General features: G+C 72.8%; 10 protein-coding genes. 8 read left to right on the top strand and 2 right to left on the bottom strand.

The window, feature by feature from the left end; genetic code table 11:
* Nucleotides 1–42 precede the first annotated feature (42 nt).
* The 3 genes from CP969_RS26320 (at nt 43) to CP969_RS26310 (ending at nt 4,667) form a co-directional block, all read left to right on the top strand.
* Nucleotides 43–2,088 carry a M4 family metallopeptidase gene (locus CP969_RS26320; RefSeq protein ID WP_016824579.1) on the top strand — a complete coding sequence of 682 codons (2,046 nt, stop codon included), beginning with the start codon at nt 43–45 and terminating at the stop codon, nt 2,086–2,088.
* Between the two features lie 314 nt (nt 2,089–2,402).
* Nucleotides 2,403–4,064, top strand: coding sequence for a M4 family metallopeptidase (locus CP969_RS26315; RefSeq protein WP_016824580.1), 1,662 nt, complete (start codon nt 2,403–2,405; stop codon nt 4,062–4,064).
* Nucleotides 4,065–4,145: 81 nt separating this feature from the next.
* Nucleotides 4,146–4,667, top strand: a complete 522-nt coding sequence (locus CP969_RS26310; RefSeq protein ID WP_016824581.1) for a DUF1990 family protein — start codon at nt 4,146–4,148, stop codon at nt 4,665–4,667.
* Nucleotides 4,668–4,723: 56 nt separating this feature from the next.
* Here CP969_RS26310 and CP969_RS26305 read toward each other — a convergent pair whose 3' ends face one another.
* A complete protein-coding gene (locus tag CP969_RS26305; RefSeq protein WP_016824582.1) occupies nt 4,724–7,372 on the bottom strand; it encodes a glycosyltransferase family 1 protein in 2,649 nt (882 codons plus the stop codon).
* Between the two features lie 516 nt (nt 7,373–7,888).
* Here CP969_RS26305 and CP969_RS26300 point away from each other — a divergent pair.
* The 5 genes from CP969_RS26300 (at nt 7,889) to glgB (ending at nt 16,793) form a co-directional block, all read left to right on the top strand.
* Nucleotides 7,889–8,359 carry a S8 family serine peptidase gene (locus CP969_RS26300; RefSeq protein ID WP_317984057.1) on the top strand — a complete coding sequence of 157 codons (471 nt, stop codon included), beginning with the start codon at nt 7,889–7,891 and terminating at the stop codon, nt 8,357–8,359.
* A gap of 265 nt (nt 8,360–8,624) precedes the next feature.
* Nucleotides 8,625–10,823 (top strand): alpha-1,4-glucan--maltose-1-phosphate maltosyltransferase, encoded by a 2,199-nt coding sequence (locus CP969_RS26295; protein ID WP_191093701.1) that lies wholly within the window; start codon nt 8,625–8,627, stop codon nt 10,821–10,823.
* A complete protein-coding gene (gene treS / locus CP969_RS26290; RefSeq protein ID WP_150474968.1) occupies nt 10,820–12,520 on the top strand; it encodes a maltose alpha-D-glucosyltransferase in 1,701 nt (566 codons plus the stop codon). Before CP969_RS26295 ends, treS begins: the two co-directional genes overlap by 4 nt.
* Before the next feature lie 175 nt (nt 12,521–12,695).
* On the top strand, nt 12,696–14,144 hold the full coding sequence (locus tag CP969_RS26285; RefSeq protein WP_016824586.1) for a maltokinase N-terminal cap-like domain-containing protein: 1,449 nt from the start codon (nt 12,696–12,698) through the stop codon (nt 14,142–14,144).
* A gap of 42 nt (nt 14,145–14,186) precedes the next feature.
* Nucleotides 14,187–16,793: a 1,4-alpha-glucan branching enzyme gene (gene glgB, locus CP969_RS26280; RefSeq protein ID WP_016824587.1), complete on the top strand. Its 2,607-nt coding sequence runs from the start codon at nt 14,187–14,189 to the stop codon at nt 16,791–16,793.
* Between the two features lie 17 nt (nt 16,794–16,810).
* Here glgB and CP969_RS26275 read toward each other — a convergent pair whose 3' ends face one another.
* Entirely contained in the window at nt 16,811–19,090 is a 2,280-nt protein-coding gene (locus CP969_RS26275; RefSeq protein WP_078495351.1) for a HelD family protein, read from the bottom strand.
* Between the last annotated feature and the right edge of the window lie 53 nt (nt 19,091–19,143).

The following is a 19,143-nucleotide window of genomic DNA, read 5'->3' as shown; positions in this document are numbered from 1 at the left end:
CCCCTGGCCGCGCGACCCGCGGCCGCGCAGAAGGAGTCAGCGTTGAGCAGCAGGTCCTCCCGCAGACGCACCTCCCCCGCCACGCACCGCCGCGCCGCGGCCGTCGCCCTCGCCGGGGTGGCCGCCCTGGTCGCCACGGCGGTGCAGTCCGGCAGCGCCACCGCGGCACCCCCGAAGGCGCCGCCGGCCGCGGGCACGGCGCAGCCGGGCTCCGAGTCGGTCCGGCTCACCCCGGCCCAGCGCGCCGAGCTGATCCGCGAGGCGAACGCCGCCAGGGCGGACACCGCCGAGGACCTCGGCCTCGGGGCCAAGGAGAAGCTCGTCGTCCGTGACGTCCTCAAGGACCGCGACGGCACCGTGCACGTCCGCTACGAGCGCACCTACGACGGCCTGCCCGTCCTCGGCGGCGACCTGGTCGTCCAGGGCGAGCGGCCCGGCGGGACCGACTCCGTCGTCAGGGCCACCCGCGCCGCGGTGAAGCCCGCGACCACCACCGCCGAGGTGCCGGCCGCCCGGGCCGAGCAGCAGGCGCTGGCCGCCGCGAAGGCCGAGGGCGCCGAGCGGTCCGACGTCGACCGCGCCCCGCGCAAGGTGGTCTGGGCCGCCGACGGCAAGCCGGTCCTGGCCTACGAGACGGTCGTCGGCGGGCTCCAGCACGACGGCACCCCGCAGGAGCTGCACGTCGTCACGGACGCCACCACCGGCGAGAAGCTGTACGAGTGGGAGGCCGTCCGGACCGGGACCGGCCACACCGTCTACAGCGGCACCGTCGACCTGACCACGACCCAGTCCGGGTCGACGTACAACCTCACCGACGGGGCGCGCGGCAACCACCGGACGTACAACCTCAACCGCTCCACCTCGGGCACCGGCACGCTGTTCTCCGGCCCCGACGACGTGTGGGGCGACGGCAGCCCCTCCAACCCGGAGTCGGCCGGCGCCGACGCCCACTACGGGGCCGCGCTGACCTGGGACTACTACAAGAACGTGCACGGCCGCAACGGCATCCGCGGCGACGGGGTGGGCGCCTACTCCCGGGTCCACTACGGCAACAACTACGTCAACGCCTTCTGGTCCGACAGCTGCTTCTGCATGACCTACGGCGACGGCTCGGGCAACGCCAACCCGCTCACCTCGATCGACGTGGCCGCGCACGAGATGACCCACGGCCTGACGTCGAACACCGCCGGCCTGGTCTACAGCGGCGAGTCCGGCGGCCTCAACGAGGCGACCAGCGACATCTTCGGCTCGACGGTCGAGTTCTACGCGAACAACTCCTCCGACGTCGGTGACTACCTCATCGGCGAGGAGATCGACATCAACGGCAACGGCACCCCGCTGCGCTACATGGACAGGCCGAGCAAGGACGGCCGGTCCAAGGACGCCTGGTACTCCGGCATCGGCTCGATCGACGTGCACTACTCCTCGGGCCCCGCGAACCACTTCTTCTACCTGCTGAGCGAGGGCAGCGGCACCAAGACCGTCAACGGCGTCACCTACGACTCGCCCACCTCGGACGGCCTCCCGGTCACCGGCATCGGCCGCGCCAAGGCGGAGAAGATCTGGTTCCGCGCGCTGACCACCAAGTTCACCTCCACCACCAACTACGCGGGCGCCCGCACCGGCACCCTGGCGGCGGCCGGCGAGCTGTACGGCGCGGACAGCGCCGAGTACCGGGCGGTGCAGGACGCCTGGGCGGGCGTCAACGTCGGCTCGCGCTCCGGGGACGGCGGCGGTGGCGGTACGTCCTTCGAGAACACCGCCGACGTGGCCATCCCGGACAACGGCGCCGCGGTGACGTCCTCGATCACCGTGACCGGGCGGACCGGCAACGCGCCCTCCAACCTCCAGGTCTCGGTGGACATCGTGCACACCTGGAGCGGTGACCTGGTCGTCGACCTGCTGGCCCCGGACGGCACGGCGTACCGCCTGAGGAACCGCACCGGCGGCTCGGCGGACAACATCAACGAGACCTACACGGTCAACGCCTCCTCCGAGACCGCCAACGGCACCTGGCGGCTGCGGGTGCAGGACCAGGCGTCCCGGGACACCGGCTACATCAACGGCTGGAAGCTCACCTTCCCGTAGGACCCGTAGGACCCGTAGGACCCGCAGGAAGCGCCGTGGTCGAAGCGCCGTCCCGGGAGGATTCCACTCCTCCCGGGACGGCGCTCCTTTTTGCCGAGCCCATACGCCCCGCGGGTTGGGCCTTTACCCAGGTCAAGCCGTTTCGTCCGCGCGCACCATCCGGCCCGCCGACCACTTTCGGCCAACATCACTGGACCCTCCTGACATGTACGCGTCGCCAGTGTCAGTCTTCCTTCGCTCATCGCACGACCGCACGACCCACCCGGCCGGCCTCCCGGCCGCCCGGGCACCCCCACTGGACACAAGGAGCTCGTGTGACTCCCCTCCACGCGCGTCACCGGCGCACCGCCCTGGCCGTCGCCACCACCGTCGCGGCCGGAGCCCTGCTCACCACCGGTCTGACCACCGGTAGCGCGGCCGCCGACGCCGCGCCCGCGTCCGCGGCCGAGCCGGCCCCGGCCGGCGCCCCGGTGCTGCTGTCCGCCGCCGCCCGCACCTCCCTCATCCAGGAGCAGCAGGCGTCGGCGGCCGGGACCGCCGACGACCTAGGCCTCGGCGCCAAGGAGAAGCTGGTCGTCAAGGACGTCGTGAAGGACGCCGACGGCTCGGTCCACACCCGGTACGAGCGCACCTACGACGGGCTGCCCGTGCTCGGCGGCGACCTGGTCGTGCACGAGTCGGCCTCCGGCGCCACCAGAGGCGTGACCAAGGCGGTCGAGGCGGCCGTCGAGGTGCCCTCCGTGACGCCGGGGATCACCGCGGGCAAGGCCGAGAAGCAGGCGCTCACCGCCGCGAAGGCGGCCGGTGCGCAGCGGACCGAGGCGGACTCCGCGCCCCGCAAGGTGATCTGGGCCGCCGACGGCAAGCCGGTCCTGGCCTACGAGACCGTCGTCGGCGGCCTGCAGGACGACGGCACCCCGAACGAACTGCACGTGGTCACCGACGCCGCCACCGGCGAGAAGCTGTACGAGTGGCAGGGCGTCCACACCGGCACCGGCAAGGGCCTGTACTCGGGCACGGTCACCCTGGGCACCTACAAGTCGGGGACGACGTACCAGCTGTACGACACCGCCCGCGGCGGCCACAAGACCTACAACCTGGCGCGCGGCACCTCCGGCACCGGCACCCTGTTCACCGACGCGGACGACGTGTGGGGCACGGGGACGGCCTCCAGCTCCTCCAGCGACCAGACCGCGGCCGTGGACGCCGCCTACGGCGCCCAGACGACCTGGGACTTCTACAAGAACACCTTCGGCCGCAGCGGCATCAGGAACGACGGCAAGGCGGCCTACTCCCGGGTCCACTACGGCAACAACTACGTCAACGCCTTCTGGTCCGACAGCTGCTTCTGCATGACCTACGGCGACGGCTCGGGCAACACCCACCCGCTGACCTCGCTGGACGTGGCCGGCCACGAGATGACCCACGGCGTCACCTCCCACACCGCGGGCCTCAACTACAGCGGCGAGTCCGGCGGCCTCAACGAAGCCACCAGCGACATCTTCGGCACGGGCGCGGAGTTCTACGCGAACAACCCCTCCGACGCCGGCGACTACCTCATCGGCGAGAAGATCGACATCAACGGCGACGGCTCCCCGCTGCGCCACATGGACAGGCCGAGCAAGGACGGCGCCTCGAAGGACTACTGGTCCTCCGGCCTCGGCTCGATCGACGTGCACTACTCCTCGGGCCCGGCGAACCACTTCTTCTACCTGCTGGCCGAGGGCAGCGGCACCAAGACCGTCAACGGCGTCACCTACAACTCGCCGACGTACAACGGCTCCACCGTCACCGGCATCGGCCGCGCCAAGGCGCTGCAGATCTGGTACAAGGCGCTGACCACGTACTTCACGTCGACGACCACCTACAAGGCGGCCCGTACGGGCACCCTGAACGCGGCGTCGGCCCTGTACGGCTCCGGCAGCACCGAGTACAAGGCGGTCGCCGCGGCCTGGACCGCGGTCAACGTCAACTGAGCAAACGCCGGCGGACACCCGCGGACACCGGGCGGCACCCTGGAGGAAAACGCTCCGGGTGCCGCCCTACCCTTGGGTTCCATGTCTTCGGCGGACTTCACCTACGACCACGTCGGCGCGACCCGTGAGCGGGGCTTCTGCCCACCGGGCTTCCGTCCGACGCACGTGCGCACCCGCCTCGGCGAGGGTGAGGAGGTCTTCCGGCAGGCGGCGGAGGCGGTCCTCACCTGGGAGCTGCACCGGGAGCTGGGAGTCGGGGTCGACACCACCGCCGACCGCGCCGCCCCCGGGGTCGACGTCACCATCACCCTCGCCGGGATCGTCAGGGCGCCCTGCCGGGTGGTCTGGACGGTGGAGGAGACCCGCAGGGCCGGCTGGGCGTACGGCACGCTGGCCGGGCACCCCGAGTGCGGCGAGGAGTCCTTCGTCGTGGACCGCACGGGCGACGGGACGGTGTGGCTGACCGTCGAGGCGTTCAGCAGGCCCGCCCGCTGGTACGCCCGGGCGGGCGGCCCGGCGACGCGGGGGCTGCAGCACGCCTACGCCCGCCGCTGCGGAACGGTCCTGCGCCGCCTGGCCACGAGGGGCCTCGAGGAAGACTGAGGCCCCCGCCCCGCCGGGCACCCCGCCCCGCCGGGCTCCCCGCCCCGCCGGACCCCTCACCGCATCAGCAGCCCCGCCGCCTCCGCCAGGTCCTCCGACGGCACCGCGACCAGGCCCAGTTCCGCGCCGGACGCCAGCAGCCGGTGACCGGGCAGGATGCGGACCGTGTAGCCGAAGGGTCCCGTGCGGTCGAGCGAGAGCGGTCCCTCGTACACCCAGCGGCCCTCCTGGTCGGGGGCGCCCGCCGGTTTCAGCGGCACGGCGGTCGCGTCGGTGATGCGGTCCTCCTCGTCCACCCGCCCGGAGACCGCCTGCACCTCGACGTCGTCCGGGCCGAGGGCGCCGAGGCCCACGCGGACCCGCAGCGCGAGGGTGGTGCCGAGTTCCGCGGTGGCCGTCGTCGCGGACGTCTCGACGTGGTCGACGCTCACCCCGTGCCAGGCGCCGCGCACCCGGGCCTTCCACTCGGCCAGCTCGCGCGCCGCGTCCGGGTCCATCGCGCGGTGCGCGCGGGCGGCGGGCGCGTACAGGCGCTCGACGTACTCGCGGACCATGCGGCCGGCCAGCACCTTCGGGCCGAGCAGGCTCAGCGTCCGGCGCACCATCTCGATCCAGCGGTCCGGCAGCCCGTCCGGACCGCGCTCGTAGAAGCGCGGCGTCACCCGCTGTTCCAGCAGGTCGTACAGGGCGGCGGCCTCTATCGCGTCGCGCCGCTCCGGATCGTCCCCCACCGCCGAGAGCGAGGGGGCACCCCCGTCCGTCCCGTCGGCCGTCGGGATCGCCCAGCCGAAGTCGGGCTGGAACCACTCGTCCCACCAGCCGTCCAGCACGGACAGGTTGAGGCAGCCGTTGAGCGCGGCCTTCATCCCGCTGGTCCCGCACGCCTCCAGCGGCCTGAGCGGGTTGTTCAGCCAGACGTCGCAGCCGGGGTAGAGCTTCTGCGCCATCGCCATGCCGTAGTCGGGCAGGAACACGATCCGGTGCCGTACGCGCGGGTCGTCGGCGAACCGGACCAGCTCCTGGATGAGCCGCTTGCCGCCGTCGTCCGCCGGGTGCGCCTTGCCCGCGACCACGATCTGCACCGGCCGCTCGGGGTGCAGCAGCAGGTCCCTCAGCCGGTCCCGGTCGCGCAGCATCAGCGTCAGCCGTTTGTACGACGGGACGCGCCGCGCGAAGCCGATGGTCAGCACGTCCGGGTCGAGCACCCGGTCGATCCAGCCCAGCTCGGCCGCCACGGCGCCGCGCTGGCGCCAGGAGGCGCGCAGCCGCTCGCGCACCTCCATCACCAGCAGTTCGCGCAGGGACCGGCGCAGTTGCCAGATGTCCTGGTCGGGGATGTCCGCGACGGAGTCCCAGCGGTCCGAGTCGCCGACGCTCAGGGCCTCCTCGGTGCGCCGGCCGCCGAGCCGCCGGGCGCCGAGCCGGAACACCTCGGGGGCGACCCAGGTGGGCGCGTGGACGCCGTTGGTCACGGAGGTGATGGGCACCTCGTCGGGGTCGAACCCCGGCCAGAGTCCGGAGAACATCGCGCGGCTGACGTTGCCGTGCAGCAGGGAGACGCCGTTGGCGCGCTGGGCGAGGCGCAGGCCCATCACGGCCATGTTGAACAGGTTGGGCTCGCCGCCGGGGTAGGTCTCCCTGCCGAGCCGGAGGATGCGGTCGACCTCCATGTTCGGCAGTTCGGCGTGCGGGCCGAAGTGGCGGGCGACCAGCTCGCGGTCGAAGCGGTCGATGCCGGCCGGGACGGGGGTGTGGGTGGTGAACACCGTGCCCGCCCGGACCGCCTCCAGCGCCGAGTCGAAGTCCAGTCCGGCGGACCGCAGTTCGGCGATGCGTTCCAGTCCGAGGAAGCCGGCGTGGCCCTCGTTGGTGTGGAAGACCTCGGGTTCGGCGTGTCCGGTCAGCCTGCAGTACGTGCGCACCGCCCGGACCCCTCCTATGCCGAGCAGCATCTCCTGGAGCAGCCGGTGCTCGCTGCCGCCGCCGTAGAGCCGGTCGGTGACGCCGCGTTCGCCGAGGTCGTTCTCCTCGACGTCGGAGTCCAGCAGGAGCAGCGGGACCCTGCCGACCTGGGCGATCCAGATGCGGGCGCGCAGCGAGCGGTCGCCGGGCAGGGCGAGGGTGACCCGGGCGGCGGTGCCGTCGGCCTCCCTGAGCTGGTCCAGGGGCAGTTCGTTGGGGTCGAGGACGGGGTAGTGCTCCTGCTGCCAGCCGTCCCGGGACAGGGACTGGCGGAAGTAGCCGTGCCGGTAGAGCAGGCCGACGCCGATCAGGGGGACGCCGAGGTCGCTGGCGGCCTTGAGGTGGTCGCCGGCCAGGATGCCGAGGCCGCCGGAGTACTGCGGCAGGGCGGCCGTGATGCCGAACTCCGGGGAGAAGTAGGCGACGGCGGCGGGCAGCCGGTCGGTCTGGGCCTGGTACCAGCGGTCACCGGTCATGTAGGCGTGCAGATCGTCCGCGACCGTCCCGAGGCGGTCCAGGAAGTCGCGGTCCCCGGCCAGCTCGGTCAGGCGCGCGGGTGCCACGCGGCCCAGCAGCCGCACCGGGTCGCAGCCCGAGGCGGCCCAGTGCTCGGGATCGACGGAACGGAACAGGTCACGGGTTCCGGTGTGCCAGGACCAGCGCAGATTGCGGGCCAGGTCGCCGAGCGGCCGGAGGGGGTCGGGGAGGACGGGTCGGACGGTGAATCGACGGATCGCCTTCACATTCCACCTCGCGCGGTCGTGAAAGACGCGGTGTGCGTCCGGGCATCGTTGCCGACAGTACCGGCGCGGGTACGGTCCGCGTGGGAAGCCGGCGGACTCCGGTTCCGCCGTACGCCTACCCAAACGATTCGCCTCATAGCGGATATGGCCGATTCCGCCCCCGTGGGCGTTCTTGTGGCGCTTCACCCCGCACGAGGGGCTGACACTTGGGCGTGCCGTCCCGCACCGGGCGCACCCGGCGGTCCGCGGCGCCGCACGCGGGGTCGAGGAGGGGAGCTCGGACCATGGCGCGGACGCGACCACGGCGTCCGCGCCGGGCGGGGGTCATGACGGCGGTGCTCGGCGCCGCGGCGGTCCCGGCCGCCACCCTGCCCGCGCACGCCGCGCCCCCGCGGGGGCGGGCGGGTACACGGCGCCGGAGCACCCGGTTCCGTGACCGGCGGTCACCTCGTGACGCCGGCGGAGGGGACATCGGCGCGCTCGGCGGCGGGGAGGGAGTTCGTCGAGGGGTACGGAGTGAGAATCAGCCATACCTACGGCACGGCGCCGAACGGCTACGCCGTCCGCGCCGGCGCGGGGCAGGCCGGCCGTCCGGCCGCCGGCCCCCGGGTCGCCGCGGGCAACGGGGGGAAGCCGGCCGCGCCGCACTCGCCGGCGGGTGTGCGGCAGGCGATCACGGTGGGCGCGACCGACCGGCAGGACAAGAAACCGGCCTTCTCCCACCACGGATCGGCCCTCGATCCGTTCGTTCCGGAGGTGTCGGTCGCCCCGGCCTCCGCCGCGAGCGATTCCGGGCGGGCCACCTGCTCGGGGACGTCGGCGGCGTCCCCGCACGCGGCGGGCGCGGCGGCCCTGCGTCTCGCCGAGCACCCGCGGGCGGCTCCGGCACAGGTGGAGAAAGCCCTGGTCGAAGGGGCGGTGAGCGGGAAGGTGGCCGGTCGCGGGCTCGGTTCGCCGAACCGGCTGCTCCAGGTGCCGCGCCCGTAGCGGTGCCCGCGCGCACCCCGCGGCGCGCGGGGGTGCCGGGAGGGCGCCGGCGGGCGTGGGAGCGGGCCCACGAGGGCCGTCCCCGCCCTGTCCGGACGAGGCCGGTCCTGCATGTCGACATACGCGTGAGTAGTTAACAACGTGCCGGATTGCCCACCCGAATAGGGTGGGAAGGCTCCTGCGGGTACACCCCACAGGAACACCACGCAGGACCCACCTCCCCACAGTCATCCGCCCACCCACGTTGACGCGGACAGGAGCGGTCATGCCCGCCAAGCACCACTCGTCATCCCCCCCGACGCCCGGCGCCCGGACGCCTTCGAAGCGCGGCGCCGGAAACTCTCCGCCCCGCCCGGCGGACGCCGGTCCCGCGTCGCCCCCCGGGCCGACCCCCACGAACCCGGAAGCGGCCCCCGCGACCGCGGTGGGGCGCATCCCCGTCCTCGACGTCCGGCCGATGGTCCAGCAGGGGCGCCGGCCGGCGAAGGCCGTCGTGGGCGAGACGTTCGAGGTCACGGCCACCGTGTTCCGCGAGGGGCACGACGCGGTGGCCGCCAATGTCGTCCTGAGGGACCCCGAGGGACGCCCGGGGCCGTTCACGCCGATGCGGGAGCTGGCTCCGGGCACGGACCGGTGGGGGGCGGAGGTCACCGCCGGTGCGCCCGGGCTGTGGACGTACACCGTGGAGGGCTGGGGCGACCCGATCACCACCTGGCGGCACCACGCGCAGATCAAGATCCCCGCGGGCATGGACACGGAGGTGGTCCTGGAGGAGGGCGCCCGGCTGTACGAGCGGGCGGCGGCCGGGGTGCCCGAGCCGGACGCGAGGGATCTCCTCCTCGCCACCGTGGACGCCCTGCGCGACGAGGGCCGCCCGGCCGCGTCCCGGTTGGCGGCGGCGTTGACGCCGCAGGTGGCGGCGGTGCTGGCGCGGTACCCGCTGCGGGAGCTGGTGACCGGCAGCGCGCCGCTGCCGCTGCTGGTGGAGCGCGAGCGGGCGCTGTACGGGGCCTGGTACGAGTTCTTCCCCCGCTCGGAGGGCACGCCCGAGCAGCCGCACGGCACCTTCCGCACCGCGGCCCGCCGGCTGGAGGCGATCGCCGCGATGGGCTTCGACGTGGTCTACCTGCCGCCGATCCACCCGATCGGCACCACCTTCCGCAAGGGCCCCAACAACTCCCTCACCGCCGGCCCGGACGACGTCGGGGTGCCGTGGGCGATCGGCTCGCCGGAGGGCGGGCACGACGCGGTGCACCCGCGGCTGGGCACCGAGGAGGACTTCGCCTGGTTCGTGCGGCGGGCCGCCGGGCTGGGGCTGGAGGTGGCGCTGGACTTCGCGCTGCAGTGCTCGCCGGACCACCCCTGGGTGCACAAGCACCCGCAGTGGTTCCACCACCGGCCCGACGGCTCCATCGCGTACGCGGAGAACCCGCCGAAGAAGTACCAGGACATCTACCCGATCGCGTTCGACGCCGACCTGGACGGGCTGGTGGCCGAGACGGTGCGGCTGCTGCGGCACTGGATGGCGGCGGGGGTGCGGATCTTCCGGGTGGACAACCCGCACACCAAGCCGGTGGTGTTCTGGGAGCGGGTGCTCGGGGAGGTCAACCGCGCCGACCCCGACGTCGTCTTCCTGGCGGAGGCGTTCACCCGGCCGGCGATGATGCACACCCTGGCGCAGATCGGCTTCCAGCAGTCCTACACCTACTTCACCTGGCGCACCACCAAGCGGGAGCTGACCGAGTACCTCACCGAGCTGGCCGGGGAGGCCGCCTGCTACATGCGGCCCAACCTGTTCGCCAACACCCCCGACATCCTGCCCGCCTACCTGCAGCACGGCGGCCGGCCGGCCTTCGAGGTCCGCGCGGTGCTGGCCGCCACCCTCGCGCCCGCCTGGGGCATCTACAGCGGCTACGAGCTGTGCGAGAACACCCCGCTGCGCGAGGGCGGCGAGGAGTACCTCGACTCGGAGAAGTACCAGCTGCGGCCCCGCGACTGGGAGGCCGCCGAGCGCGAGGGCCGCACCATCGCCCCGCTGATCACCCGCCTCAACACCATCCGGCGCGAGAACCCGGCCCTGCAGCAGTTGCGGAACCTCTACTTCCACCACGCGGACAAGGAGGAGGTCATCGTCTACGCGAAACGGAAGGGTTCGAACACGGTTCTGGTGGTGGCCAACCTCGACCCCCACCACACCCAGGAGGCCACGGTCTCGTTGGACATGCCGCAACTCGGCCTGGACTGGCACGAGTCGGTGCCGGTGCGCGACGAGCTCACCGGCGAGACCTATCACTGGGGCAGGGCCAACTATGTGCGTCTTGGGCCCGGCGGAGCGCATGTGCTCGTCGTCGGCCGAGGGTCCGGGGACCACGCGGCAAAAGCAGCCGGCGTCGCGTCCCCGGGTGAGCACGGCACGGTTCTGCGACCGTCCACCCCGCAGATCGGAGGGTCACCCACAACATGATCGTCAACGAACCCGTCCCGGACACCTTCGAGGACACACCCGCCCGGGACCGGGACCCGGAGTGGTTCAAACGCGCCGTCTTCTACGAGGTGCTCGTCCGCTCCTTCCAGGACAGCAACGGCGACGGCATCGGTGACCTGAAGGGGCTGACCGCCAAACTGGACTACCTGCAGTGGCTGGGCGTCGACTGCCTGTGGCTGCCGCCCTTCTTCAGGTCGCCGCTGCGCGACGGCGGCTACGACGTCTCCGACTACACCGCCGTGCTCCCCGACTTCGGCGACCTCGCCGACTTCGTGGAGTTCGTCGACTCCGCGCACCAGCGCGGCATGCGCGTGATCATCGACTTCGTCATGAACCACACCAGCGACCAGCACCCCTGGTTCCAGGCGTCCCGCACGGACCCCGACGGCCCCTACGGCGACTACTACGTGTGGGCCGACGACGACAAGCAGTACCAGGACGCCCGGATCATCTTCGTCGACACCGAGGCCTCCAACTGGACCTACGACCCGGTGCGCAAGCAGTACTACTGGCACCGCTTCTTCTCCCACCAGCCCGACCTCAACTACGAGAACCCGGCCGTGCAGGAGGAGATCCTGGCGGCCCTGCGCTTCTGGCTGGACCTGGGCATCGACGGCTTCCGGCTCGACGCGGTGCCCTACCTCTACCAGCAGGAGGGCACCAACTGCGAGAACCTCCCCGCCACCCACGCCTTCCTCAAACGGGTCCGCAAGGAGATCGACGCCCAGTACCCCGACACCGTCCTGCTGGCGGAGGCCAACCAGTGGCCCGAGGACGTCGTCGACTACTTCGGCGACTACGCCGCCGGCGGCGACGAATGCCACATGGCCTTCCACTTCCCGGTCATGCCCCGCATCTTCATGGCCGTGCGGCGCGAGTCGCGCTACCCGGTCTCGGAGATCCTGGCCAAGACCCCGGCCATCCCGGCCGGCTGCCAGTGGGGCATCTTCCTGCGCAACCACGACGAGCTGACCCTGGAGATGGTCACCGACGAGGAACGCGACTACATGTGGGCGGAGTACGCCAAGGACCCCCGCATGCGCGCCAACATCGGCATCCGCCGCCGCCTGGCCCCCCTGCTGGACAACGACCGCAACCAGATCGAGCTGTTCACCGCCCTGCTGCTGTCCCTGCCCGGCTCCCCGGTCATGTACTACGGCGACGAGATCGGCATGGGCGACAACATCTGGCTCGGCGACCGCGACGCGGTCCGCACCCCGATGCAGTGGACCCCCGACCGCAACGCCGGCTTCTCCTCCTCCGACCCCGGCCGGCTCTTCCTGCCCACCATCATGGACCCGGTCTACGGCTACCAGGTCACCAACGTCGAGGCCGCCATGGCCTCGCCGTCCTCGCTGCTGCACTGGACCCGCCGCATGATCGAGATCCGCAAGCAGAACGTGGCCTTCGGCCTGGGCTCCTACACCGAACTGCCCTCCTCCAACCCCGCCGTCCTCGCCTTCCTGCGCGAGCACGAGGACGACCTGGTGCTCTGCGTCAACAACTTCTCCCGCTTCGCCCAGCCCACCGAACTCGACCTCGGCGCCTTCCGGGGACGCCACCCGGTCGAGCTCTTCGGCGGGGTGCGCTTCCCGGCCATCGGCGAACTGCCGTACCTGCTGACCCTCGGGGGCCACGGCTTCTACTGGTTCCGCCTGCGCGAGGACGCCGCGTAGAACACCCCGGGGCGGGGCGGTTTCTCCCGCTCCGCCCGGGGCACGCATCAGTAACACCCCGCCCACCCGCGTGAGCCGGAAGGGCGCCGCCGGTGTCGAGAGGCCGCGCACGCGCGGGCGCTCGACCGGGGGGTGCTCCACAGGCGCGCCGACCCTGGGGAAAGGACGCGACGCCATGTCGGAAGCCGTCACACGCACCGTCACGACCCCGCCCGGCCTTCTTGCGTCACTGGATCCACTGCTGAGGGAATGGCTGCCGCGGCAGCGCTGGTTCGCGGGCAAGGGGCGTCCGGTCACCGGATTCAGCCCGGTCGCGGTCACCGAGCTGCTGCCGTCCACGGCCAAACTGGGCCTGTACCACCTGCTGGTGCGCGCGCACCAGCCGATCCTGCCGGGCCATGACGGACCGGAGCAGCCCGGCGACTGCTACCAGCTGCTGATAGGCGTGCGCGAGGCGCTGCCGCCCCGGCTCGCGCCCGCGCTGATCGGTCATGTGACGCAGGGCCCCCTGGCCGGACGGACGGTCTACGAGGCCCTGCACGACACCCGGCCCGCCGATCTGCTCCTGGAGGCCCTGCGCACCCGGGCCCGGATCGGCGGGCTTCGTTTCGAGCGGGACCCGCACCGGGAGATCCGGTCCGGTCTGGTGCCGCGCCTGGTGACCGCCGAGCAGTCGAACTCGTCGGTCGTCTACGGGGACACCTTCATCCTGAAACTGCTGCGCCGGGTCGTGCCCGGGACCAACCCCGATCTGGAGCTGCCGCTGGCCCTGGCCCGTGCGGGCTGCCTCCGGGTGCCCCCGCCCCTGGCCTGGCTGGTCGCGGACCCCGAGCGGCCCTCCGGTGCGCCGCAGCCCGCCGAGCCGTACGTCCTGGGGGTGCTCCAGCCGTTCGTGCAGGGAGCGGCGGACGGCTGGGACCTGGCCCTGCGGGCGCTGGCCAAGGGCGAGGACTTCGTCGCCGAGGCACGGGCCCTGGGGCACGCCACCGCCGAGGTGCACACCGTGCTGGCCCGCGCGCTGCCGACGGTCACCCTGGGCCACCCCCAGCTGCGGCCGATGGTCGACGGCATGACCGAGCGGCTGGAGGCGGCCGTGCACGCGGTCCCCGCCCTGCGGCCGCACGCGTCCGGCCTGCGCTCGGCGTTCACGGCGCTGGACGACCTGGCCGCCGAGGGGCGCACCTGGACCGCCCAGCGGGTGCACGGCGACCTGCACCTCGGGCAGTGCCTGCGGTCCCCGGCCGGGGGCCCCTCCCACGCCTTCGGCGGCGGGGGAGGGTGGTCGCTGATCGACTTCGAGGGCGAGCCGGCCCGGCCGCTGGCCGAACGGCGGATGCCCCAGCCCCCGGTGCGGGACGTGGCCGGCATGCTGCGGTCCTTCGACTACGCGGCGCGTTCGGCGGACCCGCCGCAGCCGGAATGGGCCGAGCGGTGCCGGGCGGCGTACTGCTCCGGGTACGCGGAGGCCGCGGGCCGGGATCCGCGCACCGATCCGGTGCTGCTGCGCGCTTACGAGATCGACAAGGCGGTCTACGAGGTGCTCTACGAGGCCCGGCACCGGCCCGAGTGGCTCCCCGTACCGATGACCGCGGTGCGTCGACTGGCCTCGTCCGGCCTCACCTGATCCGATCCGATCCACCCGATCCTCGCCCAGGAGGCCCAGCCCGTGACCCCCCGCCCCGAGTCCAGCGATCCGCATCCGGAGCAGCCGGCCGAGCAGCGGCGCGCCGAGCAGCCGACGACCGCGCGGAAGAAGACCACTGCGAAGAAGACCGCCGTGGAGAAGGCGGCCGCGAAGAAGACCGCCACGACGTCGGCGGCGGCGAAGGCCGCGGCGACGAAGAAGGCGGCGGCCCCCGGGAAGAGGGCGGCGGCCGGTGAAGCGGCGACGAAGAAGGCGGCCGTGAAGAAGGCGGCGGCGAAGAAGACGGCGAAGGCACCCGCCGCGAAGAAGACCGCCGCGAAGAAGGCAGCGGCCCGGAAGGCCGCCGTGCGGGAGACCGCGGTGCCGGACGCCGTCCTCCGGCAGGCGCCGCCGCCCGGGCCCGCCGCCGCGCAGTCCGTCCCGCCCGAGGTGGAGATCGCCGTCTCCCCCGCCGTGGACGCCGCCGACCGGGAGCGGCTGCTGAGCGGCACGCATCACGCCCCGCACTCCGTGCTCGGCGCCCATCCGGTGCCCGGCGGGGTCGTCTTCCGGGTGTTCAAGCCGTACGCCCTGGCGGTGACCGTGGTCTCCGGGGGCCTCACCGTCGAGCTGCACGACGACGGCGACGGGTTCTTCTCGGGCCTGCTGCCGCTGCGCGAGGTACCGGCGTACCACCTGCTCGTGACGTACGAGGGGACGGTGCAGGAGACCGAGGACGCCTACCGTTTCCTGCCCACGCTCGGCGAGTTCGACCTGCACCTGATCGGCGAGGGCCGGCACGAGGAGCTGTGGACGGTGCTCGGCGCGCACCCGATGACGCACCAGGGCGTGACCGGCACCCGCTTCACGGTGTGGGCGCCGAACGCGCGGGGCGTGCGGGTGGCCGGCGGCTTCAACTTCTGGGACGGCACCGGTTTCCCGATGCGGTCGCTGGGCTCCTCCGGGGTGTGGGAGCTGTTCGTGCCGGGCGTCGGCGAGGGCGAGCTGTACAAGTTCGAGACCACCCGCCCCGACGGCTCGAGGACGCTGCGCGCCGACCCGATGGCCCGCCGCACGGAGGAGCCGCCGGCCACCTCGTCGATCGTCACCTCCTCGCACTACGAGTGGGGCGACGCGCAGTGGCTGGAGCGCCGGGCCGAGGTGCCCGCGCACCAGGCGCCGTTCTCGGTGTACGAGGTGCACCTGCCGTCCTGGCGCCCGGGGCTGTCGTACCGCGAGCTCGCCGAGCAACTCCCGGCGTACGTCAAGGACCTGGGCTTCACGCACGTGGAGCTGATGCCGGTCGCCGAGCACCCCTTCGGTCCGTCCTGGGGCTACCAGGTCACCGGCTTCTACGCGCCGACCGCCCGGCTCGGCACCCCCGACGACTTCCGGTACCTGGTCGACGCGCTGCACCGGGCCGGCATCGGCGTGATCATGGACTGGGTGCCGGCGCACTTCCCGAAGGACGACTGGGCGCTGGCCGAGTTCGACGGCCGTCCGCTGTACGAGCACGCGGATCCGCTGCGGGCCGCGCACCCCGACTGGGGCACCCTGGAGTTCGACTTCGGGCGGCGCGAGGTGCGCAACTTCCTGGTGGCCAACGCCCTGTACTGGTGCCAGGAGTTCCACATCGACGGCCTGCGCGTGGACGCGGTCGCCTCCATGCTCTACCTGGACTACTCGCGCGAGCCGGGCCAGTGGACCCCCAACGAGCACGGCGGCCGGGAGAACCTGGACGCGGTGGCGTTCCTGCAGGAGATGAACGCGACCGTCTACCGGCGCTGCCCCGGCGTGGTGACCATCGCGGAGGAGTCCACGGCCTGGGACGGCGTCACCCGGGCCACCCACCACGAGGGCCCGAGCGGGTTCGGCGGGCTCGGGTTCGGCCTGAAGTGGAACATGGGCTGGATGCACGACTCGCTGCAGTACATGAGCCACGATCCGATCCACCGCAAGTACCACCACCACGAGATGACGTTCTCGATGGTGTACGCCTACAGCGAGAACTACGTGCTGCCCATCTCGCACGACGAGGTGGTGCACGGCAAGCGGTCCCTGGTGTCCAAGATGCCCGGCGACTGGTGGCAGCAGCGTGCCAACCTGCGCGCCTACCTCGGCTTCATGTGGTCCCATCCGGGCAAGCAACTGCTGTTCATGGGGCAGGAGTTCGCCCAGGGGGCCGAGTGGTCCGAGGCGCGCGGCCCGGACTGGTGGCTGCTGGACCCGGACTACGGCGCGCAGGCCGACCACCGCGGGGTGCGCGATCTGGTGCGCGACCTCAACACCGTCTACCGGCACACCCCGGCGCTGTGGCGGCGCGACACCGAGCCGGACGGTTTCCGGTGGGTCGCCGGTGACGCGGCCGAGGACGACGTGCTCGCCTTCCTGCGGTACGACGGCGACGGCTCGCCGCTGCTCGCCGTGTGCCACTTCGCCCCGGTGGTCCGGCACGCGTACCGGATCGGCGTCCCGGACGACGTGCCCGCCTGGCACGAGGTCCTGAACACCGACGACGGCCGGTACGGCGGCAGCGGCGTCACCCGGCCGGACCCGGTCAAGCCGGAGGCGCAGGGGTGGCACGGCCTTCCGGCGAGCATCCGGCTGACCCTGCCGCCCCTGGCGACGGTGTGGCTGCGCCCGGCCTGACCCCCGGGGCGCGTCCTCTATCCCAGGGCCTCGGCCAGCGGCCGGGGCAGCGGTCCGGTGTGCAGGACGCCGAGCCGCTGGGTGGCGCGGGTGAGCGCCACGTACAGGTCGCTGGTGCCGTAGCGCCCCGGCTCGACCACGAGGACCGAGTCGAACTCCAGTCCTTTGGCCTGGCGCGGGTCGAGCAGGACGACGCCGTGCGTCAGATCGGGCTCGGCACCCGCCTCCACCCCGTCCAGCCGCGCCGCCAGGGCGCGGTGCAGTTCGCGCGGGGCGATGACCGCGAGGCGGCCTTCGGCCGGGGTGAGTTCCCCGACGGCCTTCGCGACCGCGCCGGGCAGGTCGTCGGTGGCGCGGGCCCAGGGGCGCACGCCCGTGGAGCGCACCGAGCCGGGCGGCTCGAAGTCCGGGTGCTCGGCGCGCACCACCGCGGCCGCGACGTCCATGATCTCGGCCGGGGTGCGGTAGTTGACGCCGAGCCGGGTGTGCTCCCAGCGGTCCTCGACGTACGGGGCGAGGATGTCCGCCCAGGAGCCGACACCGCCCGCCTCCGAGGTCTGCGCCGGGTCGCCGACCAGGGTCATCGAGCGGGTCGGGCTGCGCCGCATCAGCAGCCGCCAGGCCATCGGGGAGAGCTCCTGCGCCTCGTCGACGATGATGTGCCCGAACGCCCAGGTCCGGTCGGCGGCGGCCCGCTCGGCGGCGCTGCGGTGGTCCTCCTCCTCGTGCCGCTCGGCGAAGCGCTCGGCGTCGATGATGTCGTGCGCGGACAGCACCTCGGAGGACTCCGGGTCGTCCTCCTCCTTGTCCTCGAACTCGAACGTCCGCGAGGCGTAGGACACGTCGAGCACGCCCTGCGCGTAGGCGATCTGCGTCTGCCGCTCCTGTTCGGCCCGTTCGCGCGCGAGCCGGTCGTCCTCGCCGAGGAGTTCGGCGGCCTCGTCGAGCAGGGGCACGTCGGAGACCGTCCAGTGCCGGGTCACCGGACGGCGGATCGCGGCGGCGTCCTCCTCGGGCAGGAAGTCCTCGGGCGCGGCGAGGAAGTCGGCGACGAGCCGCTGCGGGGTGAGCCGGGGCCACAGCAGGTCGACGGCGGACCAGACCTCGGGGTTCTCGGCGAGTTCGTCGCGGATCTGGGTGATGTCGCTGGGGTCGAGCAGATTGGTCCCGTCGTAGGGGTCGGTGCCGATGCGCTCGGCGACCATGTCGGTGAGCGTGTTGAGGATGTGGCCCTCGAAGTACTCGCGCGCCGCGTTGTGCGGCAGCTTGGTGGCGCGGGTGCGTTCCCGGGCGACGTTCACCAGGCCGTCGTCGAGCATGAGGACCTCGCGGTCGTGCTCGATGGTGATCACCGGGTCGGGCAGCGCCTGCCGGCTGCGGACGACCTCGGCGAGGACGTCGGCCATCTCGGCCCGGCCCTTGACCGCGGCGGCCTCGGGGGTGTCCCTCCGGGTCGCCCGCACGCCGGGGAACAGCTCGCCCACGGTCGCCAGCAGCACGCCGGTCTCGCCGAGGCTGGGCAGCACCTCGCCGATGTAGCCGAGGAACGCCGGGTTGGGTCCGACGATCAGGACGGCGCGGCGGGCCAGCAGTTCGCGGTGCTCGTAGAGCAGGTAGGCGGCGCGGTGCAGGGCGACGGCGGTCTTGCCGGTGCCGGGACCGCCCTCGACCACCAGCACCCCGCGGTGCGGGGCGCGGATGATGCGGTCCTGGTCGGCCTGGATGGTGCGCACGATGTCGCCCATCCGGCCGGTGCGCGCGGAGCCCAGCGCGGCGAGCAGCACGGCGTCGCCCGTGGGGTCCTCGTGGCCGGTGCGGGTCTGGTCGCCGAGGTCGAGGATCTCGTCGTGCAGGGCGGTGACCCGGCGGCCCTCGGTGGAGATGTGCCGTCGGCGCCTGAGGCCCATCGGGGTGTGGCCGGTGGCCAGGTAGAAGGGACGGGCGACGTCGGCGCGCCAGTCGATGAGGACGGGGGTGCGCTCGGCGTCGTCGGCGCGCAGGCCGATGCGGCCGATGTGGTGGGTGGTGCCCGAGGAGAGGTCGATCCGGCCGAAGCAGAGGGAGCCGTCCACCGCGTTCAGCGCGGCGAGCAGCCCGGACCGCTCGGCGACGAGGATGTCCCGTTCCAGCCTGGCCTGCATGGGCGTGTCGCCCTGGGCGAGCGCCTGTGTGACGGACACCTCGGTGTCGCCGCGCAGGGCGTCCACGCGTGCGTACAGTCCGTCGATGAATTCCTGCTCCCGCCGCAATTCATCGTCCGGGAATTCGGTGTTTGACAATTCCGCTCCCACCCGCATATACTGTGCTCACTGAACTTATTCGCAACTCCTTGAATTGAAGTCGCGAATCA

Origin of the sequence: Streptomyces viridosporus T7A, assembly GCF_008704515.1 — a bacterium.
GTDB lineage: Bacteria > Actinomycetota > Actinomycetes > Streptomycetales > Streptomycetaceae > Streptomyces > Streptomyces viridosporus.
Note: the sequence above shows the minus strand (reverse complement) of the source record. Positions and strands in the feature narration are given on the sequence as shown.

Excerpts from the sequence above, each read along its gene's own strand:
- CP969_RS26295 (WP_191093701.1), top strand. The coding sequence starts at position 8,625 with ATGCCCGCCAAGCACCACTCGTCATCCCCCCCGACGCCCGGCGCCCGG.
- CP969_RS26310 (WP_016824581.1), top strand. The coding sequence starts at position 4,146 with ATGTCTTCGGCGGACTTCACCTACGACCACGTCGGCGCGACCCGTGAG.
- CP969_RS26285 (WP_016824586.1), top strand. The coding sequence starts at position 12,696 with ATGTCGGAAGCCGTCACACGCACCGTCACGACCCCGCCCGGCCTTCTT.
- CP969_RS26275 (WP_078495351.1), bottom strand. The coding sequence starts at position 19,090 with ATGCGGGTGGGAGCGGAATTGTCAAACACCGAATTCCCGGACGATGAA.
- treS (WP_150474968.1), top strand. The coding sequence starts at position 10,820 with ATGATCGTCAACGAACCCGTCCCGGACACCTTCGAGGACACACCCGCC.